Annotated in this window: 21 protein-coding genes; 17 read left to right on the top strand and 4 right to left on the bottom strand. The window is 72.4% G+C overall.

The annotated features are described in order from the left end of the window. The first annotated feature begins 31 nt into the window (after positions 1-31). The 10 genes from ACIQUC_RS14565 (at position 32) to ACIQUC_RS14520 (ending at position 10,252) form a co-directional block, all read left to right on the top strand. A complete protein-coding gene (locus tag ACIQUC_RS14565) occupies positions 32-1,420 on the top strand; it encodes an ABC transporter permease (protein ID WP_402268262.1) in 1,389 nt (462 codons plus the stop codon). Further along, the gene (locus tag ACIQUC_RS14560) at positions 1,417-2,709 is read left to right on the top strand and encodes an ABC transporter permease (RefSeq protein WP_402268259.1); all 1,293 of its coding nucleotides are present in this window, start codon (positions 1,417-1,419) and stop codon (positions 2,707-2,709) included. The genes ACIQUC_RS14565 and ACIQUC_RS14560 overlap by 4 nt, the downstream gene beginning before the upstream one ends. 163 nt (positions 2,710-2,872) lie before the next feature. Then, positions 2,873-3,271, top strand: coding sequence for a cytidine deaminase (locus ACIQUC_RS14555; RefSeq protein WP_402268446.1), 399 nt, complete (start codon positions 2,873-2,875; stop codon positions 3,269-3,271). A 4-nt stretch (positions 3,272-3,275) separates the two neighbouring features. Next, the gene (locus ACIQUC_RS14550; RefSeq protein ID WP_402268256.1) at positions 3,276-4,565 is read left to right on the top strand and encodes a thymidine phosphorylase; all 1,290 of its coding nucleotides are present in this window, start codon (positions 3,276-3,278) and stop codon (positions 4,563-4,565) included. A gap of 132 nt (positions 4,566-4,697) precedes the next feature. Then, positions 4,698-5,810, top strand: coding sequence for an adenosine deaminase (locus ACIQUC_RS14545; RefSeq protein WP_402268253.1), 1,113 nt, complete (start codon positions 4,698-4,700; stop codon positions 5,808-5,810). A 3-nt stretch (positions 5,811-5,813) separates the two neighbouring features. Beyond that, positions 5,814-6,260 carry a PTS sugar transporter subunit IIA gene (locus ACIQUC_RS14540; protein ID WP_402268250.1) on the top strand — a complete coding sequence of 149 codons (447 nt, stop codon included), beginning with the start codon at positions 5,814-5,816 and terminating at the stop codon, positions 6,258-6,260. Next, positions 6,257-6,535, top strand: coding sequence for a PTS sugar transporter subunit IIB (locus ACIQUC_RS14535; protein ID WP_022908139.1), 279 nt, complete (start codon positions 6,257-6,259; stop codon positions 6,533-6,535). The genes ACIQUC_RS14540 and ACIQUC_RS14535 overlap by 4 nt, the downstream gene beginning before the upstream one ends. Positions 6,536-6,584: 49 nt before the next feature. Then, entirely contained in the window at positions 6,585-7,424 is an 840-nt protein-coding gene (locus tag ACIQUC_RS14530) for a purine-nucleoside phosphorylase (protein WP_402268247.1), read from the top strand. Continuing rightward, positions 7,421-9,085, top strand: a complete 1,665-nt coding sequence (locus ACIQUC_RS14525; RefSeq protein ID WP_402268244.1) for a phospho-sugar mutase — start codon at positions 7,421-7,423, stop codon at positions 9,083-9,085. Before ACIQUC_RS14530 ends, ACIQUC_RS14525 begins: the two co-directional genes overlap by 4 nt. Before the next feature lie 612 nt (positions 9,086-9,697). Beyond that, positions 9,698-10,252 carry a hypothetical protein gene (locus tag ACIQUC_RS14520; RefSeq protein ID WP_402268241.1) on the top strand — a complete coding sequence of 185 codons (555 nt, stop codon included), beginning with the start codon at positions 9,698-9,700 and terminating at the stop codon, positions 10,250-10,252. Between the two features lie 117 nt (positions 10,253-10,369). Here the strand turns inward: ACIQUC_RS14520 and ACIQUC_RS14515 are convergent, their stop codons facing one another. Then, a complete protein-coding gene (locus ACIQUC_RS14515; RefSeq protein WP_022908143.1) occupies positions 10,370-12,142 on the bottom strand; it encodes a biotin carboxylase N-terminal domain-containing protein in 1,773 nt (590 codons plus the stop codon). Between the two features lie 79 nt (positions 12,143-12,221). Continuing rightward, entirely contained in the window at positions 12,222-13,031 is an 810-nt protein-coding gene (locus ACIQUC_RS14510; RefSeq protein ID WP_402268238.1) for a Maf family protein, read from the bottom strand. A 14-nt stretch (positions 13,032-13,045) separates the two neighbouring features. On the opposite strand from ACIQUC_RS14510, the gene ACIQUC_RS14505 reads away from it, so the two are divergent. The 4 genes from ACIQUC_RS14505 to ACIQUC_RS14490 all read left to right on the top strand — a co-directional run bounded on the left by ACIQUC_RS14505 (position 13,046) and on the right by ACIQUC_RS14490 (position 17,645). Then, a complete protein-coding gene (locus ACIQUC_RS14505; RefSeq protein WP_402268235.1) occupies positions 13,046-14,305 on the top strand; it encodes a class I SAM-dependent RNA methyltransferase in 1,260 nt (419 codons plus the stop codon). Between the two features lie 189 nt (positions 14,306-14,494). Then, complete coding sequence (locus tag ACIQUC_RS14500) at positions 14,495-15,259, top strand: response regulator (RefSeq protein WP_402268232.1); 765 nt, start codon at positions 14,495-14,497, stop codon at positions 15,257-15,259. A gap of 5 nt (positions 15,260-15,264) precedes the next feature. Next, a complete protein-coding gene (locus tag ACIQUC_RS14495; RefSeq protein ID WP_022908147.1) occupies positions 15,265-16,599 on the top strand; it encodes a sensor histidine kinase in 1,335 nt (444 codons plus the stop codon). Continuing rightward, positions 16,596-17,645: a hypothetical protein gene (locus ACIQUC_RS14490; RefSeq protein ID WP_022908148.1), complete on the top strand. Its 1,050-nt coding sequence runs from the start codon at positions 16,596-16,598 to the stop codon at positions 17,643-17,645. Before ACIQUC_RS14495 ends, ACIQUC_RS14490 begins: the two co-directional genes overlap by 4 nt. Positions 17,646-18,069: 424 nt before the next feature. On the opposite strand, the gene ACIQUC_RS14485 is transcribed toward ACIQUC_RS14490, so the two are convergent. Next, complete coding sequence (locus ACIQUC_RS14485) at positions 18,070-18,336, bottom strand: acyl-CoA carboxylase subunit epsilon (protein ID WP_022908149.1); 267 nt, start codon at positions 18,334-18,336, stop codon at positions 18,070-18,072. Positions 18,337-18,349: 13 nt separating this feature from the next. Beyond that, entirely contained in the window at positions 18,350-19,945 is a 1,596-nt protein-coding gene (locus ACIQUC_RS14480; protein ID WP_022908150.1) for an acyl-CoA carboxylase subunit beta, read from the bottom strand. Between the two features lie 73 nt (positions 19,946-20,018). Between ACIQUC_RS14480 and ACIQUC_RS14475 the strand changes: the two genes are divergently transcribed. The 3 genes from ACIQUC_RS14475 (at position 20,019) to ACIQUC_RS14465 (ending at position 22,773) form a co-directional block, all read left to right on the top strand. After that, on the top strand, positions 20,019-20,849 hold the full coding sequence (locus tag ACIQUC_RS14475) for a biotin--[acetyl-CoA-carboxylase] ligase (RefSeq protein WP_031263082.1): 831 nt from the start codon (positions 20,019-20,021) through the stop codon (positions 20,847-20,849). Positions 20,850-20,853: 4 nt separating this feature from the next. Next, positions 20,854-21,402, top strand: a complete 549-nt coding sequence (locus ACIQUC_RS14470; RefSeq protein WP_022908152.1) for a PH domain-containing protein — start codon at positions 20,854-20,856, stop codon at positions 21,400-21,402. 63 nt (positions 21,403-21,465) lie between these two features. Then, on the top strand, positions 21,466-22,773 hold the full coding sequence (locus ACIQUC_RS14465; RefSeq protein ID WP_402268226.1) for a UDP-glucose dehydrogenase family protein: 1,308 nt from the start codon (positions 21,466-21,468) through the stop codon (positions 22,771-22,773).

Raw genomic sequence — 22,773 nt, 5'->3', positions numbered from 1 at the left:
GCACCCACACGACCGGAACGGAGCTGGCAGCGTGAGCAACACGCCAGACAACACGCAGCCGGACGCTCAGCCGACGGCCGACACGCAGCCGGATGCCCAGCCGACGGCCGACACGCAGCCGGACGCACCGCTGACCGACGATCGCCTGCAGGACGTTGAGGCCACCCCGCACCTCATGACCGACTCCGCCGACGACACCGAGCGTCGCCAGGGCGGCGACCGCTGGCAGGCGGCGCTCCAGGGCATCGTGAACGGGTCCGCCCTCGTGACGGTCCTCGCCGTGGTGCTCGCCCTCGTCGCGTGCGGCATCCTCATCGCCATCACCGACGAGAACGTCCGCGCGGCGGCCGGGTACTTCTTCGCCCGACCGGCGGACACCTTCCGGGCGATCGGCACCGCGGTCGGCGGCGCGTACGCCTCGCTGTTCGAGGGCTCCGTCGTCAACTTCGGTGCGTCGACCTTCCAGCAGGCCATCGTCCCGATCACCCGCTCGGTCGACTACGCCGTCCCGCTCATCGCGGCCGGTCTCGGCATCGCGCTCTCGTTCCGCGCGGGCCTGTTCAACATCGGCGGCCAGGGACAGATCCTGATGGGCGCCGCGGCGGCCGGCTGGGTCGGCTTCTCGTTCGACGGCCCCGCCGCGATCCACATCCCGCTCACGATCGTCGCCGGCATCGTCGGCGGTGCGGTGTGGGCCGGCATCGTGGGCGTGCTCAAGGCGCGGACGGGCGCGAACGAGGTCGTCCTGACGATCATGCTCAACTACGTCGCGCTCTACCTCGTGAGCTACATGCTCCGCACGCCGGGCCTCCTGCAGGCACCGGGCAGCCCGAACCCGATCTCGCCCGCGACGAAGGACAGCGCGGTGCTGCCGCCGCTGTTCGGACCGCGGTACGGCGTGGACCTCGGCTTCGTGGTGGCGATCATCGCGGTCGTCGTCGTGTGGTGGCTCGTCAACAAGTCCTCGCTCGGCTTCCGGTTCCGCACCATCGGTGAGAACCCGCGCGCCGCCCGCGTGGCCGGCATGAGCGTGCCGTCCCTGACCATCTGGGTCCTCGTCATCTCCGGTGCCCTCGTCGGCATCGCGGGCGCGTACCAGGTGCAGGGCGCGGTCACGACGGGCTTCACCTCCGGGATCGACGCCGGCATCGGGTTCGACGCCATCACCGTGGCACTGCTCGGCCGGTCGAAGCCGTGGGGCGTGTTCTGGGCGGCGATCCTGTTCGGTGTGCTGAAGAACGGCGGCTACGCCATGCAGGCCGCGAACGGCATCCCGATCGACATCGTGGGCGTCATCCAGGCCCTCATCGTCCTCTTCATCGCGGCCCCGCCGCTCGTCCGCGCGATCTTCCGGATCCCGCAGCCTGGCGCCCGTCGCCGAACCCGCACCAAGCAGAGCAAGAAGGCGGTCGCCGCGTGAGCACCATGACCCCCACCGCGGTCCCCGCGCTCCCCGCGCAAGGCCGCGACCTCGAGACGACCCGCAGCTGGAAGGCCGCGATCGGGTACGGCGTCTTCACCGTGATCGCGCTGCTGCTCTTCGGCGTCGCACACCGACCGGGTACTGCCACGTTCCGCCTGTCCTCCAAGGGTGACTTCTTCGCCCTGCCGAACCTTCCACTACCGTCCACGGCCACGGGCGTCGTCGTCATCGTGCTCCTCGCACTCGCCACCGTCTACGCCGTCGTCGAGACACGCGCGTTCCGTCGCGTCCGCCTCTGGGTGACCGCGTTGTTCGCAATCGTGTTCGTCGTGGGCTTCCTCGCCTGGGCCGTCGCGGGTGACTCGATCACGATCCCGGGCATGCTCGTGGGTGCGCTCGGTCTGAGCGTCCCGCTCGTGTTCGGCGCACTCGGCGGCGTGATCTCGGAGCGCGTCGGTGTCGTGAACATCGCGATCGAGGGCCAGTTCCTCGCCGGCGCGTTCACCTCCGCGCTCGTCGCGTCGGTCACGGGCACACCGTGGGCCGGCCTCGTCGGTGCCGTCGTCGCCGGGGTCCTGGTGTCGTTCATCCTCGCGGCGTTCAGCATCAAGTACCTCGTCGACCAGGTGATCGTCGGTGTCGTCATCAACGCCTTCATCTCCGGGCTGACCGGGTTCCTGTACTCGCAGGTGCTCTCGCCGAACGCGTCGATGCTCAACAAGGGCCTGCGCTTCCCGAAGCTCGACATCCCGCTGCTGCACCAGATCCCGATCATCGGCCCGATCTTCTTCGAACAGACCATCGTGGTGTACCTGGCGTACGTGGCGGTGGCGGTGGTCACGTTCGGGCTCTTCAAGACCCGGTGGGGCCTGCGCCTCCGCTCCGTGGGCGAGCACCCGCAGGCCGCGGACACGGTCGGCATCAACGTGAACCGCACCAGGTTCTGGAACGTCTCGCTCGCGGGCGCCATCGCCGGTCTCGGCGGTGCGTACTTCACGCTCGACGCAGTCGGCGGCTTCACGAAGGACATGACCGCCGGCGCGGGCTACATCGCGCTCGCCGCCGTGATCTTCGGTCGCTGGGACCCGATCCGCGCGATGCTCGCGGCCCTGCTCTTCGGGTTCGCGTCGAACCTGCAGAACGCGCTCAGCGTCGTCCAGGGTTCGCCCGTCCCGAGCGAGTTCCTGCTCATGCTCCCGTACGTGGTGACGATCCTTGCGGTCGCAGGCCTGGTCGGGCAGGTGCGCGGTCCGGCCGCGGCCGGCAAGCCGTACATCAAGAGCTGACGGCCAGGAGGCACGGCACATGACCGACACGCACGCTGCGGGCGACGACCACGTCGCGTCCACCGACCAGACGGGCTGGGCGGACCCGGCCACGGCCCTGGACGGGCGCGGCGGCCGGACCGCCGCCGACGCGGCGGGGGCCGACCCGCGCCTCCCGTCCGACGTGGACTGGACCGCCCTGCGGACCGCCGCGACGGCCGCGATGGGGCACGCCTACGCGCCGTACTCGTCGTTCCCGGTGGGCGCCGCGGCGCTCACCGACGACGGCCGGATCGTCTCCGGGTGCAACGTCGAGAACGCGAGCTACGGGGTGACGCTCTGCGCGGAGTGCTCGCTCGTCTCGCAGCTGCACATGACGGGCGGCGGCAAGCTCGTGGCGTTCACGTGCGTCGACGGCGACGGGGCGACCCTGATGCCGTGTGGCCGGTGCCGCCAGCTGCTGTTCGAACACTCGGCCGAGGGCATGCTCCTCGAGACCGTCTCCGGCATCCGCACCATCGACGAGGTCCTGCCGGACGCCTTCGGGCCGCGGACCCTCGTCACCTACCAGCAGGAGCACTGATCCCATGGCCGTCGAGCCCTTCGACACCGTCGACCTCATCCGCACCAAGCGCTCCGGCGGCGCCCTCAGCACCGCCGAGGTGGACTGGCTCGTCGACGCCTACACCCGCGGCTACGTCGAGGACCCGCAGATGGCCGCGATGGCGATGGCGATCTTCCTGAACGGCATGGAGCGACGCGAGGTCAAGGACCTGACGCTCGCGATGATCGCGTCGGGGGAGCGGATGTCGTTCTCGTCGCTCGGCAAGACGACGGTCGACAAGCACTCCACGGGCGGGGTCGGCGACAAGATCACGCTGCCGCTGGCGCCGCTGGTGGCGTCGTTCGGCGTCGCGGTGCCGCAGCTGTCCGGCCGCGGGCTCGGCCACACCGGGGGCACGCTCGACAAGCTCGAGTCGATCCCGGGCTGGCAGGCGGCGCTGTCGAACGACCGGATGATGGAGATCCTTTCCGACGTCGGCGCGGTGATCTGCGCCGCGGGCTCCGGCCTGGCCCCCGCCGACAAGAAGCTCTACGCGCTCCGGGACATCACCGGTACCGTCGAGTGCATCCCGCTCATCGCCTCGAGCATCATGTCGAAGAAGATCGCCGAGGGCACCGGTGCGCTCGTGCTCGACGTGAAGTTCGGGTCCGGTGCGTTCATGCCGACGTACGAGGCGTCGCGGGAGCTCGCGCAGACGATGGTCGACCTGGGCAACGACGCCGGGGTGAAGACCTCGGCGCTGCTCACCGACATGGGGATCCCGCTCGGGCTGACGATCGGCAACGCGCTCGAGGTGCGCGAGTCGGTCGAGGTGCTCCAGGGCGGTGGGCCGGCCGACGTCGTGGAGCTGACCGTCGCACTCGCGTCGGAGATGCTCGCGCTGGCCGGACTGCCGGACGCCGACCCCGCCGCCGCGCTGGCCGACGGCCGCGCGATGGACACCTGGCGCCGGATGATCCAGGCGCAGGGCGGGGACCCCGCAGCCGCGTTGCCGATCGCCCGCGAACAGCACGTCGTCACCGCGCCGTCGTCGGGCGTGCTCGCGCAGCAGGACGCCCTGCCGTTCGGCGTCTCGGCCTGGCGCCTGGGTGCCGGTCGTGCCCGCGCGCAGGACCCGGTGCAGGCCGGGGCGGGCATCGAGCTGCACGTCAAGCCCGGTGACACCGTCGCCGCGGGGCAGCCGCTCTGGACGCTCCACACCGACGACGCGTCGCGGATCCCGCGGGCGCTCGAGTCGCTCGAGGGTGCGTGGTCCATCGGCACCGAGGCGCCCGCGCGGGGACCGATCGTGCGCGAGCGCATCACGGGCTGAACCCGGGCGGTGGGACCGGCCACCGGCCAGGCTGCGGCTGCCTGCCCGGCTGTGGAGAGCCTCCAGTGGGTCCCATCGTCTGTTGTGCACAGGTGCCTGCGCTCGGTCGGTGACCACCGATAGCCTGAGTGCATGAGCTCCGACGCCACCACCTACCGCCTGCCCGACGCCGGAGCGGTCATCAACGACCTGCCCAAGGTCTCGCTGCACGACCACCTCGACGGTGGCCTGCGTCCGGCGACGATCGTCGAGCTGGCTGCCGAGGCCGGCGTGGCGCTGCCGACCACCGACGCCGTGGCGCTCGGTGCGTGGTTCGCCGACCAGTCGAACTCGGGCTCGCTCGTCGAGTACCTCAAGACCTTCGACGTCACCACCTCGGTGATGCAGACGGCGCCCCAGCTGCACCGCATCGCGAAGGAGTTCGTCGAGGACCTCGTCGCCGACGGCGTGGTCTACGGCGAGGTCCGCTGGGCACCCGAGCAGCACCTGCGCGGCGGTCTGACGCTCGACGAGACGGTCGAGGCCGTGCAGGCCGGCATCGAGGAAGCCGTCGACGCCGCCGGTGGTCGCGTCCGCGTCGGGCAGCTCGTCACCGCGATGCGGCACGCCGACCGATCGCTCGAGATCGCCGAGCTCGCCGTCCGGCACCGCGACCACGGGGTCGTCGGCTTCGACATCGCCGGGGCCGAGGCCGGGTTCCCCGCCTCGAACCACCGCGCCGCCTTCGACCACCTGGCGTCCGAGCTGTTCCCCGTCACCGTGCACGCGGGTGAGGCCGACGGACTCGCCTCGATCCGGTCCGCGCTCGTCGACGGCCGCGCGCTGCGCCTCGGACACGGCGTCCGCATCTTCGAGGACGTCACCCTGTCCGACGCCGGTGACGGCTCGACGCTCGCCTCCCTCGGCGAGGTCGCCTCGTGGGTGCGCGACCGCGAGATCCCGCTCGAGGTCTCGCCGTCGTCGAACCTGCAGACCGGCGCGATCGCGGCGTGGGGCGACGACCTCGCCGACCACCCGTTCGACGTGCTCTACCAGCTCGGCTTCCGGGTGACCGTGAACACCGACAACCGCCTGATGAGCGACACGACGCTGTCGAAGGAGCTCGCGCTGCTCGCCGGCACGTTCGGCTACGACCTCGACGACCTCGCCGCGTTCCAGATCAACGCGGCGCTCGGCTCGTTCCTGCCGCTCGAGGACCGCGAGGACATCATCGCCACCATCACGGCCGGCCACCAGGAGGCCTGACGCATGCCACTGCCGCCGCTGCCGGACTCCGCCGTCGTGCTCGGGGCGACCGCGTCCTCGTGGCGTGACGCGCTCCGGGCGGCCGGTGGTGCCCTCGTGTCGTCCGGAGCGGCGACCGAGCCCTACACCGACGCGATGATCGCGCTCGTCGAGGAGCACGGGCCGTACATCGTCATCTCACCGGGGCTCGCGTTCGCGCACGCCCGGCCGGGCCCCGCGGTGCTCCGGGACGGGCTGTCCGTGGTGACGCTCGCCGAACCGGTGACGTTCGGGCACCCGCACAACGACCCCGTCCGGGTCGTGCTCGGGCTCGCGGTCGCCGGTGTCGGCACGCACCTCGAGTCGATCGGCGAGATCGCGAACCTGTTCAACGACGCCTCGGTGACCGGTCGGATCGCCGCGGCGACCACGGCGGACGAGGTCCGCGCGATCATGGGGGTGTCCGCGTGAAGATCGTGACCATCTGCGGCGCGGGCATCGGGGCCAGCGCGATCCTCAAGGTGAACGCCGAGAAGGCACTCGTGACCCTCGGGCTGACGGCTTCGGTGGTGGCGGCCGACGTGGCGTCCGTGCAGCGGGTGTCCGACGACGCGAACGTGATCCTCACGAGCGAGGAGTTCGTCGAGGCGATCGGGTCCACCTACGCCGAGGTCATCGTGATCCGGAACCACTTCGACCAGGCCGAGATCACGGCCGCGGTGGACCGGGCGCTCGGCGAACACTGACGCCGTTCCACGACCGCTCGGCGGGTTCGGTGCCCTCTAGAGTTGGGGCATGAGCACGGAGAACCCGCTGAACGACCCCGCCGCAGACCCGTTCGAGGTCGCGCGTGACGCCGCCGAGGTCATCGCCTCGAAGTCCGGCATCGACCGCCACGACATCGCCCTGACCCTCGGCTCCGGCTGGGGCAAGGCCGCAGACCTCATCGGGGAGACGGTGTCCGAGATCCCGGCGTCCGAGGTCCCCGGCTTCAGCGCCTCCGCCGTGCCCGGACACTCCGGTACGGTCCGTTCGATCCGGCTGGCCGACGGTCGCCACGCACTCGTGATCGGTGCGCGCACGCACTACTACGAGGGGCACGGGGTGCGTCGCGTCGTGCACAGCGTCCGGACCGCTGCGGCGACCGGGGCGTCGATCATGGTCCTCACGAACGGTGCCGGTGGCATCAAGGAGCACTGGACGCCCGGGACCCCGGTCCTCATCAGCGACCACATCAACCTCACCGCTGACAGCCCGCTCGAGGGCGCCACGTTCGTCGACCTCACCGACCTGTACTCGTCGCGGCTCCGAGCGGTCGCCCGCGGCGTGGACCCCTCGCTGGACGAGGGCGTCTACACGCAGTTCCGTGGTCCGCACTACGAGACCCCGGCCGAGGTCCAGATGGCGAAGACCATCGGCGGGCACATCGTCGGCATGTCCACCGCGCTCGAGGCCATCGCCGCGCGGCAGGCCGGCATGGAGGTCCTCGGCTTCTCGCTCATCACGAACCTGGCCGCCGGCATCCAGAAGACGCCGCTGTCGCACGCCGAGGTGCTCGAGGCCGGCCGCGAGGCCGAGCCGGTGATCGCCGACCTGCTCGCCCGGGTCGTGACGGCGCTCGGGGACGACCGGTGAAGCTCGACGTCGACGGGGTCGTCGCTGCCGCACGGGACTGGCTCGCGCAGGACCCGGACCCGGTGACCCGTTCCTCGCTCGACGCGGCGATCGACCAGGCGGCGACCGGCGACGGTCCCGCCGTGCAGGACCTCGCCGCGCGGTTCGCCGGGCGCCTGGCGTTCGGCACCGCCGGCCTCCGCGCCGAGCTCGGGTACGGACCGCTCCGGATGAACCGGGTGGTCGTCACGCAGGCCGCGGCCGGACTCGCCCGGTTCCTCATCGACACCGGCCGGCGGCAGAGCGTGGTCATCGGCTACGACGGTCGGGTGAACTCGGACGTCTTCGCGCGCGACTCGGCTGAGGTCATGCGCGGCCTCGGACTCGAGGTCACCCTGCTGCCGTCGGCGCTCCCCACGCCCGTGCTGGCGTTCGCCGTGCGGCACCTCGACGTCGGTGCCGGGGTGATGGTGACGGCGAGCCACAACCCGCCGCGGGACAACGGGTACAAGGTCTACCTCGGCGAGGACGACGAGGGGTCGCAGATCGTGCCGCCCGTCGACGCCGACATCGCGGCCGCGATCGACGCCGTCGCCGCAGGCTCGATCGCCGACCTGCACCGCGCCACCGACTACACCGTCGCCACGTCCGAGCTGCTCGACGCCTACGTGTCCGCGACCGCGGCGACGGTGGCTGCGCCCGGGCTCGCACCGGACGCGCAGCCGAAGGTCGTCTACACGGCCATGCACGGCGTCGGGTGGGAGACCGCCCGCGCGGTGTTCGAGGCGGCCGGGTTCGCCGAGCCGGTGACCGTGCCCGAGCAGATCGAGCCGGACGGGGCGTTCCCGACGGTGTCGTTCCCGAACCCCGAGGAGCCGGGGGCGATGGACCTGTCGATCGCGCGCGGCGTCGCCGTCGGGGCCGACCTCGTCATCGCGAACGACCCGGACGCCGATCGTCTGGCGCTCGCGATCCCGGACGGCAGCGGGTCCTTCCGTCGACTCTCCGGCAACGAGGTCGGGTGGCTGCTCGGGTGGCGTGCTGCCGCCCAGGCGTCCGCTGCCGGGGTGGGCGGGACGCTCGCGGCGTCGATCGTGTCGTCGCCGGCGCTCGCCCGGGTCGCCGCGCGGCACGGGCTGGAGTACCGCGACACCCTCACCGGCTTCAAGTGGGTCTCGCGTGTGCCGGGGCTGCTGTTCGGCTACGAGGAGGCGCTCGGCTACCTCGTCGACCCCGACGTGGTCCGCGACAAGGACGGCATCTCGGCGGCGCTGTCGCTGCTGTCGCTCGCGTCGGAGCTCGCCGCCTCGGGTTCGTCAATCGCCGGGCAGCTCGACGCCTTCGCCGCCGAGTTCGGGGCGTTCGCGTCCGGACAGGTGGCGACCCGGGTGGACGACCTTGCCCGCATCGGGCAGGTCATGGCGTCGCTGCGATCGACGCCGCCGACGACGCTCGGCGGGCTGACGGTGCTGTCGGTGACGGACTACGCCGACGGTGTCGAGGGCTTCCCGCCGTCGGACATCCTGCGCTACGACCTCACGGGCGACGCACGGGTGATCGTCCGCCCGAGCGGCACCGAGCCGAAGGTGAAGGTCTACATCGACACCGTCGCCGCGACCCCGGCCGAGGCGCAGGCGCTCGTCGACGCCCTCGCCGCCGACGTCCGCCCCCTGGTGTCGTAGGCCGGGGCCGCGGCGCTCTGCGGTGCCGGCGTCCGCGCCCGGCGCCTCGCACAACGAAAGTCACGTCGAACCGTGGTCTTCCCCGGCTCGACGTGACCTTCGTTGTGCGGCGGCGAATCGCGTCCTCCTCCACACACCCACCCGAAGGGCGCGCCGTCCACGGAAGCGGCCGCGATGTGCGCTGGTGGGGCAATCCCGGACAACGCTCGTGCGATGGCACGACTCACGATCATCCACGGTGGCACCGCCGATCCGTCCGGCCGCAGGGGGCGAGCCCTCCAGCGCGCGGCGGATGCCGGAGACCTCGTACGCCTCGTCCCCGGTCGCTTCGTCGACGCAGCTGAATGGCGACGAGCCACGCCCGGAGAGCGACACATTGCGCGGATCAAGGCGGTGCACGACCGTCTCGCCTCTCGTCTCGTGGTCTCGCACGCGTCGGCGGCCGCACTGCACGGCCTGCCCTGGACCGGTGAGTTCCCCGACACCGTCGACGTGCTCGATCCTCGACGGACGACGTCGCAGGGACTGGCGCACGTCCGCAAACGGCCAGGCGCCCAACGGACGATCCGGACACAGGCCATGGTGTCGAACGGCCGCCGGCTCACCGACCTCGTGAGCACTGCCGCCGACCTCGCGATCTCGTACGACCTCCGCATGTCCGTGCCGGCACTTGACTCGGCGCTCCGACGCGGACTGGCCCGAGACGACATCCGTGCCGAAGTCGTCGCCCGGAACGCCGTCCACGGGCGGCAGCGAGCGATCACTGCGATCGAGCTCGCCGACGCCGCGAGCGGATCGCCGGGGGAATCCATCGGACGAGTCGCGCTCGACGAGGCCGGCGCCCCTCGTCCCGTACTCCAGCGCGAGTTCTGGGATGCGGACGGCTTCATCGCACGGGTGGACTTCTGGTTCCCCGACGAGGGTGTGGTTCTGGAGTTCGACGGGAAGGCGAAGTACGTCGACCCGGCGCTCCGCGCAGCCGGGACGACCGTTGCCGACGTCGTGGTGTCGGAGAAGCGACGAGAAGACAGGCTGCGCAGGCATCCGGAGGTTCAGGCAGTGGGACGGTTCGGATGGCCGGAAGCACATGATGCCGAGGTGCTCCGGGCGCTCCTTCGAGGACTGGGCGTCCCGACGAGCCGGCGTTCGTTCGCCCGACTGCGCTGATGGCGACTGGCGCTCGAGGTGCTCGCGCACAACCAAAGTCCCTCCGAACCGCGCGATGCCGTGGTTCGAAGGGACTTTGGTTGTGCGAAGCGCGGCGCGCGGCGGCGCGCGCGCCGCCTACGCGAGCTCGAGCAGCACGTGGCCGGACGAGATCGTCTGGCCGACGGGGGCGTTCAGCCCCGTGACGACGCCGTCGCGCGGGGCAGCGACGGGCTGCTCCATCTTCATGGCCTCGAGCACGACGAGCAGGTCGCCCTTCACCACGGTGTCACCCTCGGCGACCGCGAGCTTCACCACGGTGGCCTGCATCGGGGACGTCACCGACCCGGACGAGGCGAGCCCGCCGCGCACGCCGGACGACCGACGCTTCGGGGGAGCCGAGGGCCCGGCCGGACGACGACCCGCAGCGCCACCGACGCCGACGATCGACGGCATGGTGACCTCGATGCGCTTGCCCTGCACCTCGACGACGACGCTCTCGCGGTCGGCCGGCGCGGGGAGCTCCTCGGGGGAGCCGCTCCACGCGGGGATGTCGTTCTGGAAGTCGGTCTCGATCCACTGCGTGTAGACGGAGAACGGCTCGTCGTCCGACGTCGCGAACGCGGGGTCCGACACGACGGCTCGGTGGAAGGGGAGCACGGTCGGCAGGCCGGTGACCTCGAACTCGGCGAGGGCACGGCGCGAGCGCTCCAACGCCTCGGCGCGCGTGGCGCCGGTGACGACGAGCTTCGCGAGCATCGAGTCGAACGAGCCGGACACGACGTCGCCGGACACGACGCCCGAGTCGACGCGGACACCGGGGCCGGACGGCGCGTGGAACGCGTGCACGGGGCCCGGCGCGGGGAAGAAGTTCCGACCGGGGTCCTCGCCGTTGATGCGGAACTCGAACGAGTGGCCGCGTGCCACGGGGTCGGAGTAGTCGAGCACGCCGCCCTCGGCGATGCGGAACTGCTCGCGGACGAGGTCGATGCCGGTGACCTCCTCCGAGACGCAGTGCTCGACCTGCAGGCGCGTGTTGACCTCGAGGAAGGACACGGTGCCGTCGGCGCCGATGAGGAACTCGCACGTGCCGGCACCGACGTAGCCGACCTCACGGAGGATCGCCTTCGACGACTCGTACAGGCGCTCCGTCTGTGCGGCGGTGAGGTACGGCGCGGGCGCTTCCTCGACGAGCTTCTGGTGGCGACGCTGCAGCGAGCAGTCGCGGGTGGAGACGACGACGACGTTGCCGTGCTCGTCGGCGAGGCACTGGGTCTCGACGTGGCGCGGCTTGTCGAGGTACTTCTCGACGAAGCACTCGCCCCGACCGAACGCCGCGATCGCCTCACGCGTCGCCGACTCGAACTGCGACTCGACCTCGTCGCGGGTTCGGGCGACCTTCAGGCCGCGGCCGCCGCCGCCGAACGCCGCCTTGATGGCGACCGGCAGGCCGACCTCGTCCGCGAACGCGATGACCTCGGAGGCGTCCTTGACGGGCTCGATGGTGCCCGGTGCGAGCGGCGCGCCGACCTTCTCGGCCACGTGACGCGCGGACACCTTGTCACCGAGCTGCTCGATGGACGCGGGCGACGGCCCGATCCACGTCAGCCCGGCGTCGATGACGGCACGGGCGAAGTCGGCGTTCTCGGCCAGGAACCCGTAGCCCGGGTGCACGGCGTCGGCGCCGGACCGTCGGGCGACCGAGATGATCTTGTCGATGACGAGGTAGGTGTCGGCGCTCGTGGTGCCGTTCAGCGCGTAGGCCTCGTCGGCGAGGCGTGCGTGGAGGGCGTCACGGTCCTGGTCGGCGTAGACCGCGACCGATGCCTTGCCTGCGTCGCGGGCCGCGCGGATGATGCGGACGGCGATCTCGCCGCGGTTCGCGATGAGGACCTTGCTGATACGGGGCATGGTAAGTCAGCGTATTCGTGCGGGAGGGCCACGAATTGACTGGCACCCACAAAGAACGAGCGCGAAGAAGTGTGGATGTCTACAGTGCCCACAGGTCGTGCCAGGCGATGCCGAAGCCGCGGAGCAGCATCGACCGCAGCACCGGGAGCGACAGCCCGACCACGGCCGACGGTGCGCCGTCGATCCGGGTGATGTAGGCCGCGGCCCGTCCGTCGATCGTGAAGGCGCCGGCCACCTCGAGTGGTTCGCCGGTCGCGACGTACGCGTCGATCTCCTCGGGGGACACGTCGTCGGCGAAGGTGAGGACGGCGCTGTCGACCGCCACCACGTGGTCACCGGCGGCGACCACCGCCGACCCGCCGGGCGCGACGCCCGCGACGAACGCGGCGGCGCCCAGCGGCCCACCGCCCGACGCGTCCACGGTGCGGACGGGAGGCACGGTGCCGGCCCGACCCGCGCCTCCAGGCCCCTGGGCGGGTGCGTCCAGTGCGTCGGGTGCGTCCACGGCCAGGCGCCGGTCCAGGACGCAGTGCCCGCTCCAGAGCGTGCCGCCGCCGGCGGCGAGCATCTGCCGCCACCGCTCCCGGGCGACCTCGGGGTCGTGGGGCTTGCCGTACAGCACGCCGTCGACCTCGAACGCGGAGTCCCCGCCGAACACGAAGCCGTCGACCGGGGAACCGTCGACCGGGGCGTCCGCGACGGCCGAGGCCTTGGCGACCGCGAGCATCGCCACCAGCTCCGGCCCGGTCAGGTCGCGGCCGAGCGACGTGGCGGCCGCGGCGACCGCGGCGTCCTCGTCGACACCCGGCGCGACGAGCACCGGCTCGATCCCGGTCTGGGCGAGCAGGGCACGGCGGGCGGGGGAGGTACTCGCGAGGTACAGACGCATGGGAACATCGAACCATGGGTGAATCCGTCGGAACGCTGCTCGACCTCGACGTCACCGGGATCGCCCACGGCGGCATCTCGGTGGCACGGCACGAGGGGCGGGTGGTGTTCGTGTCGGACGCGATCCCGGGCGAGCGCGTCCGTGCCCGGGTGACCGAGGACCGGAAGAAGTCGTTCTGGCGCGCCGACACCGTGTCGGTCGAGACGCCGAGCGAGCACCGCGTCGACCACGTCTGGCCCGAGGCCGCCCTCGACCGCGACCCCGCGGTCCGTGCCGGCGGCGCCGAGTTCGGGCACATCGCCCTCGGCCACCAGCGCACGCTGAAGCACGACGTCCTGGTCGACTCCTTCGCCCGGTTCGCCCGCACCGACCTCGCCGAGGTCCTCGGGCACGACGTCGTCGTCGAGGCCGCGCCCGGCGACGACGAGACCGGCGGCACCGGGTGGCGCACCCGGGTCCGTCTGCACGTGGACGAGGACGGGACCGCCGGACCCTTCGCCGCTCGGTCGCACACCGTGGTCCCGGTCACGTCCCTGCCGCTCGCGAGCCGCACCGTGCAGGAGAGCGCACCGCTCGGCCGCGGCGCGATGCCCGGTGCCTCGGTCGTCGACGTCCTCGCACCGAGCGGCTCCGAGGGCGCGCGCTTCGTGATCGACGAGCAGAAGCCGACCGTCGTCACCGAGACCGTCGGGGACCGCTCGTTCCAGGTGGACGACAACGGCTTCTGGCAGGTGCACCGCCAGGCGCCCGCCGTGCTGACCGCCGCGGTGCAGGACCTCGTCGACCGCGACCGGCTCGACACCGAGGGGCAGCACCTCGACCTCTACGGCGGTGTCGGGCTGCTCGGCGCCGCACTCGGTGACCTCGTCGGGCCCCGCGCGAAGCTGACGAGCGTCGAGAGCTCCGAGCGCGCCACCGAGCACGCGCAGGAGAACCTCGCCGAGTGGATCGGCGTGCGCGCCGAGACCGCCCGCGTCGACCGCTGGCTGCAGCGGACCGTGTCGTCGCTGACGGCGACCGAGCGGCAGCGCCACCGCGCCGGCACCGTCGTGCTCGACCCGCCGCGCTCCGGCGCCGGTCGCGAGGTCGTCGTGCAGATCGCGGCGCTCCAGCCGGCGCAGGTCGTCTACGTCGCCTGCGACCCGGTGGCCCTCGCGCGCGACGTCGCGACGTTCGCCGACCTCGGGTACCGCCTGGAGGCGCTGCGTGCGTTCGACCTCTTCCCGCACACCCACCACCTCGAGGCCGTGGCGCGGCTGGTGCCCGTCGCCTGACGTCGATCACGGGCCGGGCCGGGCGCGGCGGGCTCGACGCGCCCGGGACGGCTCGGCCCGATGCGGCGACTGCGCGGTGACCCACGGGGCTGGCCGTTCCGCGCGACGCGTGTCGCCCGCGGACACGTCGGCGCGGCGCGATCGCATCGCGCTGCTGCCTGAGTCCGACCTGGGTATCCTTGGGCGGTGATGGCGAACCGGTTTCAGGGGCCGGCGAGCACATCGACGAGAGAGGCCACCGTGGCAACAGACACGACCACCACCGGAACGACCGGACTGGCGACCAAGCCCGTCCGTGTCGCGATCGTCGACGACCACGAGTCCGTGCGGCTCGGGATCCAGGCAGCGTGCCAGAACGAGGGGTTCGAGGTGGTGCTCACCGCCGCGAGCGTGCCCGAGTACATCGAGAACCTCGGTGGGCGCGAGGTCGACGTCGTCGTCCTCGACCTGTCCCTCGGCGACGGCTCGACCGTGACCGCGAACGTGAAGGGTGTGCAGGGCACCGGTTCCGCCGTGCTCGTGCACTCGATCGCCGACCGCGTCGCGAACGTCCGTGAGGCACTGGCCGCAGGGGCGGCCGGCGTCATCCCGAAGTCCTCGGCGACGAAGACCGTGATGGCCGCAGTCGCCACCGTCGCGCGCGGGGACGTGCTGAACAACCTCGAGTGGGCCAGTGCGATCGACGCCGACCGAGACTTCGCGAAGGCGCAGCTCGGACGCCGCGAGCGCGAGATCCTGCACCTGTACGCCTCGGGCCTCCCGCTGAAGCTGGCCGCGCAGCAGCTCGGCATCGGCTACTCCACCGCCCGCGAGTACCTCGACCGCATCCGTGTCAAGTACGTCGAGGTCGGTCGACCCGCCCCGACGAAGGTCGACCTGCTCCGTCGCGCGGTCGAGGACGGCATCCTGCCGGGGCTCGACTCGGGCATCGACCCCGACGGCGACGGCCGCTGAACAGCATGACGGCGGCGGACGCTGCACCCGGCAACGGCGCCGGGGCCGGTCCCGGCACGACGGCCGGTGCCGGAGCCGCGCCCGCCGCAGGGGCCGGGGCCGCCAGGACGGCCGTCGGGGCGATCGAGCCCGCGCCGTTCGGCGCCGATCCCGCACGCAGTGTCCGCGCGTCAATCACCCAGGCGTCGGTCGAGCGTGCCTTCGCGATCCTCATCGCCGTGGCCGCGCTCGGCTTCGGTGCCACGACGGTGCCCGCGGTGCTGTCCCAGCTGCCGTACCTCGACCCGGTGTGGGGGCCGGTGGCCGCCTGCGCGCTCGCCGCGTCGTTCCTGTTCGTGGGGGCGTCGGTGTTCGTGCGGCGCCTGGCCCAGATCGCGCAGATCGTCTGCGCCCTCGTGTTCCTCGTCGTGCTCGTCACCTGGCCGCTGACGGCCCGCGAGCCGATCCCGTCCGACCAGGCACCGTGGCCGTGGTGGCTCTGCACCGTCGGGTCGACGGCCGCCGCCATGGGGTTCGCGCCGTGGCGGGCGTCGGTCTACACCGCACTCGTCCCGGCCGTCTACGTGGCGATCCGGTTCACCCCGGCCGGCGGCGACGCGGGCGCCGGCGCGGTCCTCAACGGCTTCTACACGGCGATCCTCAGCGGTGCCGCCCTCATCATCGTGATCGTGCTGCGCCGTGCCGCTGCGGCGGTCGACGCTGCCCAGGCGACGGCGGTCCGTCGGTACTCGCACGCCATCCGCGAGCACGCGACCGAGGTCGAACGGGTCCAGGTCGACGCGATCGTCCACGACAGCGTCCTGACGACACTGCTCTCCGCCGCGCGCGCGGACACCCGTGACGCCCAGGTGCTCGCCGCGCGCATGGCCCGGAACGCGATCGACCACCTCGAGGCGGCCGCGTCGGACGGTCCGGGGGACGCACCGCCGGTCCCGCTCGTCGACCTGCGGGAGCGGATCGCCGACGCCGTCGGGGCCCTCGCGGCGCCGGTGCGCGTCGACCGCGGGCACCTCGGGACGGCCCGTGTCCCCGCGATCGTGGCGGACGCCGTGGCCTCCGCGGCCGTCCAGGCCGCGGTGAACAGCGTGCAGCACGCCGGCCCGGCCGACGTCGAACGCTGGATCGTCGTCGAGCAGCGCGGTGCCGGCGTGAACGTCGAGGTCGGTGACCGCGGGACGGGCTTCGACACCGCGACGATCCCCGCCGAACGACTCGGCGTCCGCCGCTCGATCCTGGAACGCGTCGTCGCGGTCGGCGGCACCGCCGAGATCGTCACCGCGCCCGGAGCGGGCACGCGGGTGCTCCTCGACTGGCGCCCGACGACGGGGGAGCAGCGGTGAAGGCCTCACTGCCCGCCGGCGTCGCGATCGGGCTCGCCACGCTCTTCTCGGTGTACCACCTGGTCCTCGCCGCCACGACGCTCCCGGGGGAGGCCGAGATCGGCCCGGTCCTCGCGTGCATGGTGCTCTACGCGGCCGCGACCGGGGTCGCGGTGTTCGTGCACGGGCGTTCGCTGCCGGTCTGGGCCGCGTGCTTCGCGCTCGCGACCGCCGTCGTGCTGCCGATCGTCGCGTCGCCGACCGTCGACCTGGCAGCGGGGCCGGGGAACGGCACGTGGTGGATCGCCGCCGTCGGCACGCTCATGGTCGTGCTCGTGGTGCGCGGTCGCGGACCGTTCGCCTGGGTCGGGGTCGGCTTCCTCGCGGTGCACGCCGTCGCCTGGGCCGGGCTCGGAGCACTCGGATCGCTCGGGGTGCTCGGCAGCGTGTCGTGGGTCGCGATCGCCACCGGTCTCGCCGCGGCGACGAGTCGGGCCACGCGCGTCACCCGTGACTTCGTCCGCGCCGAGCAGGAGACGGCGGACTGGCAGGCGGCGCAGGATGCCCACGTCTTCGAGCGCCAGTTCCGCCTGAGCCAGACGACGCGGATGGCGCTGCCGATGCTGCAGCGGATCATCGAGACCGGCGGTGACCTGGACGACGCCGAGCGTGCCGAGTGCCTGCACCTCGAGCAGGCCATCCGTGACGAGATCCGCGGTCGGTCGCTGCTGTCGGACGACGTCCGCGACGAGGTGATGCGGCTCCGCCGTCGCGGCGCCACCGTCCAGCTGCACGACGACGGTGGGCTCGACGACCTCGAGATGCCCGACCTGCGCCGCGTGCACGCCCGGATCGCCGATGCGCTGCGGCAGGCCCGTGAGGCCGACAACGTGATCATCCGGACGGTCCCCGAGGGCTCGGCGTCCGCCGTGACCGTCGTGGGGCTGCGGCTCGACCTCGCTGCGAGCGAGTCGGCTGCCCTCGGCGCGGGCATGGACGACGAGGACGGCGACGAGGACGACTCGGTCGTGGTGTGGCTGGAGATCCCGCGGCACGAGGTCGTCTGACCACAGCCGGCGGACGGCCCCGTCGCACCGGGGTCGCTGGCGGCGGACGCGTCTCGACCTGCCCGGAAACGGGGAACGGGCCGGTCGGAAACCGACCGGCCCGTTCACGACCCGAGTCTGAGCGACAACCCGAATATCGCCCTGACTCGTAGCTGGTGGTGGCGTCGTACCCTAGTCGGCCACCGACCTGCGATGTTCTTCGTTGAAGGACACCGAACACTGACTACTATGCCTGCCGCTGAACGCTCTGTCAGTCGTCATTATGGGGGACAAAATCGCCCATTTCCGACCGCATCGCACCGAGCTGTCCCCCGTCTGAGGGGAGACGAACCGGGAACTCCGCCCACGAGGGGCACGGAGTGCGTCGGGACCCAGGGGTACATGCTCGCTCGCACCGAGCGGTGCGCGCAAGCCCCGGGGCGTCCTAGCGGAGCGAACGGCTCCAGGCGCCGGCCCCGTGCTCGAGCGGTCGACGGAGCCCCCGAGCGGACGCGTCCCACCCGGACCGCGGCGACACGGTGACCTCGGGTCGGCCGAGCGAGGCGGCCTCGTCGGCCTGCCGCTGCAGGACGGCGATGACGGCGGCGAGCTCCTCGGGTGTGGGCTCGCCGGACACGACGCGCACGTCGGCGGCGGCGGAGGCCGCACGCTCGGCGGGGACGGCGGGGACGGCAGCGGCGTGGCGGCCCATCAGCGTGCGCCCGTCACAGCGGGATGTTCCCGTGCTTCTTGGGCGGCAGCGTCGCACGCTTCCCGCGGAGGGCCCGCAGCGCCTTGATGACCGAGACGCGCGTCGCGTGCGGCTGGATGATCCCGTCGAGCTCGCCGCGCTCGGCCGCGAGGTACGGGGAGGCCACGTTGTACGTGTACTCGTTCGCCAGCTTCGCGCGGACGGCGGCGACGTCCTCGCCGGACTCCTCGGCACGCTTGATCTCGGCGCGGTACAGGATGTTGACGGCGCCCTGACCGCCCATGACGGCGATCTCGGCGGTCGGCCACGCGAGGTTGATGTCGGCGCCGAGCTGCTTCGAGCCCATGACGATGTACGCGCCGCCGTAGGCCTTGCGGGTGATCACGGTGACGAGCGGCACAGTGGCCTCGGCGTAGGCGTACAGGAGCTTCGCGCCACGGCGGATGACGCCGGTCCACTCCTGGTCGGTGCCGGGCAGGTAGCCGGGCACGTCGACGAGGGTGAGGATCGGGATGCCGAAGGCGTCGCAGAACCGGACGAAGCGCGCGGCCTTCTCGCCGGCGTCGATGTTCAGCGTGCCGGCCATGGCCTGCGGCTGGTTCGCGATGATGCCGACCGTGCGGCCCTCGACCCGACCGAAGCCGATCAGGATGTTCGGCGCGAAGAGCGGCTGCACCTCGAGGAACTCACCGTCGTCGACGACGTGCTCGATGATCGTGGTGACGTCGTAGGGCTGGTTCGTCGAGTCCGGGATGACGACGTCGAGCTCGCGGTCGGCGTCCGTGGTCTCGAGTTCCGGGGCCACGTCGTACGCCGGCGCGTCGGACAGGTTGTTGTCCGGCAGGAAGCCGATGAGCGAGCGGGCGTAGTCGAGCGCGTCGGTCTCGTCCTCGGCGAGGTAGTGCGCGACGCCGGAGACGGCGTTGTGCGTCTGCGCGCCGCCGAGCTCCTCGAAGCCGACGTCCTCGCCGGTGACCGTCTTGATGACGTCCGGGCCGGTGACGAACATGTGGCTGGTCTTGTCGACCATGATCACGAAGTCGGTGAGGGCGGGGGAGTAGACCGCGCCGCCGGCCGCCGGGCCCATCACGATCGAGATCTGCGGGATGACACCGGACGCCTGCGTGTTGAGGCGGAAGATCTCGCCGTACTTGCCGAGCGCGACCACGCCCTCCTGGATGCGGGCGCCGCCCGAGTCCAGGATGCCGATGATCGGCACGCCGGTCTTCAGCGCGTGCTCCATCACCTTGATGATCTTCTCGCCGGCGACCTCGCCGAGCGAGCCGCCGAAGACGGTGAAGTCCTGCGCGTAGACGGCGACGTTCCGGCCGTGGATCGTCCCGACGCCGGTGACGACCGCGTCACCGTAGGGGCGCTTGGACTCCATGCCGAAGGCGTGGGTGCGGTGCCGGACGAACTCGTCGAACTCGACGAACGAGTTCTCGTCCAGCAGCTGCTCGATGCGTTCGCGCGCGGTGCCCTTGCCCTTGGCGTGCTGCTTGGCGATGGCGGCCTCGCCCGCGGCGGTCACGGCTTCGTGGTACCGCTCGCGGAGGTCGGCGAGCCGTCCGGCCGTCGTCGAGAGATCGGGGGTGTCTCCTGAAGTCACCCGCTCACCCTACCGGCGGTGACGGCGGGGCCGGTTGGAGGTCCCCCACGGTTCCTGCCCGTAGATTTGCTGCATGTCCACACCCGTGCCGTCGACGTTCCCGCTGACCCGAGCCGTCGTCGAGGCCGCCGGCGCCGTCCTCACCGAGCCCGCGACGACCGGGTCCACGAACGCCGACCTGCTCGCCGTCGCGTCGACCGAGCCGCACGGCAGCGTGGTGGCGACGCTCGACCAGACGGCCGGACGCGGCCGGCTCGACCGGAGCTGGACGGCCCCGGCCGGCGAGACACTCGCGGCGAGCCTGCTCGTCCGCGCCGACCTCGACGACCGTGACCGCGGGTGGTTGCCGCTCGTCGCCGGGGCCGCGATGCGCGACGCGATCGCCGCGGAGCTGGGCGTCCCCACCGAGCCGGGCCGCGCCTCCGGGCCCGCACCCCGTGTCGCGGTGAAGTGGCCGAACGACGTCCAGGTCGACGGCCGCAAGGTCTGCGGCATCCTCTGCCAGGTCGCGGACGACGGCAGCGTCGTCGTCGGCGCCGGGGTGAACCTCACCATCCCCGCCGACCGGCTGCCGACCCCGACCGCGACCTCACTCGCGCTCCAGGGGGCGCCAGGCTCCGCACCGGAGCTCGCCGACCGCGTGCTGGCCGCGTTCCTCCGCGCGGTCCAGGAGGCCGTGGTCGCCCTGGTCGCGGGCGGTGACGACGCGGAACGGGTCCGGTCCCACGTCCGGTCGGCCTGCGGCACGATCGGGCAGCGCGTCCGCCTCGAGCTGCCGGACGGCACGACCTCCGAGGGCGACGCGACCGGGATCGACGACGAGGGTCGGATCACGATCCGGGATCGAGCGGGCGTCTCCAGGGGCGTCGCCGTGGGGGACGTCACCCACCTGCGGTATGCATGACGGCATGACCGACGAGCCGTCGCCCGAACGCGTGGTCGCGCGGCTGCGGCCGCACGCGCGCCGGCTGGTGCGACCGGCGGTCTTCGTGGTGCTCGTCATGCTCGCCGGCGGGTTCGGCTTCGGTGTGTTCCGTGCCCAGCTCGCGTGGCTGAACGCGGTGGTGGCCGGCCTCGTCGTACTCCTGGTGTTCCTCGGCGGGGCGATGCCGCTCTTCCGCTGGATGTCCGAGCGCTACGTCGTGACCACCCGGCGTCTGGTCGTCGTGCACGGCCTCGGGACGCGCACCCGGCGGGAGCTCCTGCACTCGCGGGGCTACGACGTGACGGTGCGGCGCCGCGGCCTGCAGGGGGTGTTCCGGTCCGGGGACGTCCTCGTGTTCCCCGGGGACGAACCGGCACTGGTGCTCGGTGACGTCCCGCACGCGGACCTCGTCGTCGCGGTCCTGCACGACCTCGTCGAGGCGCACGAGGCACGGCGCCGGCACCGCGAACCCGACTGGGACGAGATCGTCGGCGGCGCCGACCGCCCCCGCTGGGGCGACGTCCGCCCCTGACGGTTCCCCGGCGACGGGCGCTGTGCACCCGAAGTCCACCGAGACTCCGGTACCGTCTTCGTCGTGCGTATCTCTGTCATCGGCTGCGGTTACCTCGGTGCCGTGCACGCCGCCTCCATGGCCAAGCTCGGGCACGACGTCGTCGCGGTGGACGTCGACCCGTCCAAGATCGAACGGCTCGCCGCGGGCGAGGCCCCGTTCTTCGAGCCCGGTCTGCCGGAGATCCTGCGCGAGGCGCTCGCGTCCGGTCGCATCCGCTTCACGACCGACATGGCCGAGGTCGCCGGTGCGCGCGTGCACTTCCTCGCCGTCGGCACCCCGCAGGGGCCGACCGGTGCCGCGGACCTGACGTACGTCGACGCCGCGGTCGCGGCGCTGACGCCGCACCTGTCCGCGGGCGAGTTCGTCGTCGGCAAGTCCACGGTCCCGGTGGGCACCGCGGCGCGCCTGGCCGCCGAGGTGTCCGACGCGGTCCCCGGTGCGACGCTGGTGTGGAACCCGGAGTTCCTCCGCGAGGGCTTCGCGGTGCAGGACACCATCAGCCCGGACCGCTTCGTCTACGGCGTGCCGGACGGCGCCGCCGGGCAGGCTGCCGTGGACGTCCTCGACGAGGTCTACGCCGAGGCCCTGGCCGCCGGCACGCCGCGGCTCGTGGTCAACCTGCCCACGGCCGAGCTGGTGAAGATCAGCGCGAACGCGTTCCTCGCGACCAAGATCTCGTTCATCAACTCGATGGCGGAGATCGCCGAGGTCGCCGGGGCCGACGTCACGGCCCTCGCCGACGCGATCGGGCACGACGCCCGCATCGGCCGGAAGTTCCTCAACGCCGGCCTCGGGTTCGGTGGCGGTTGCCTGCCGAAGGACATCCGGGCGTTCCAGGCGCGGGCGGACGAGCTCGGGGTCGGGGAGTCGCTGGCGTTCCTGGCCGACGTCGACGCGACGAACCTGCGTCGTCGTGCGCACGTGGTCGAGCTCGCGCAGGAGATGCTCGGCGGGGACGTCACCGGCAAGCGCGTCGCGGTGCTCGGGTTGGCGTTCAAGCCGAACTCCGACGACGTCCGCGACTCACCGGCGCTCGACATCGCCGGACGGCTGCAGGCCCTCGGGGCGACGGTGGCCGCGTACGACCCGGAGGCCGTGGTCACGGCGCGCCGGGTGCGTCCGGAGCTGGAGTACGCCGAGCGCGCCACCGACGCGCTGCGGGACGCGGACCTCGTGCTGGTCCTGACCGAGTGGACCGAGTTCCGCGAGCTCGACGCGGCCGCGGTCGCCGCGCTCGTGGCGGACCCGATCGTGGTCGACGGCCGCAACTGCCTCGACCGCGACGCCTGGACGGCAGCCGGCTTCACCTACCGCGGCATGGGCCGCTGA

Source organism: Curtobacterium sp. NPDC098951, assembly GCF_044759965.1.
Taxonomy (GTDB): domain Bacteria; phylum Actinomycetota; class Actinomycetes; order Actinomycetales; family Microbacteriaceae; genus Curtobacterium.
The sequence above is the reverse complement of the archived record's forward strand: the minus strand, read 5'-3'. Positions and strand labels throughout refer to the sequence as shown.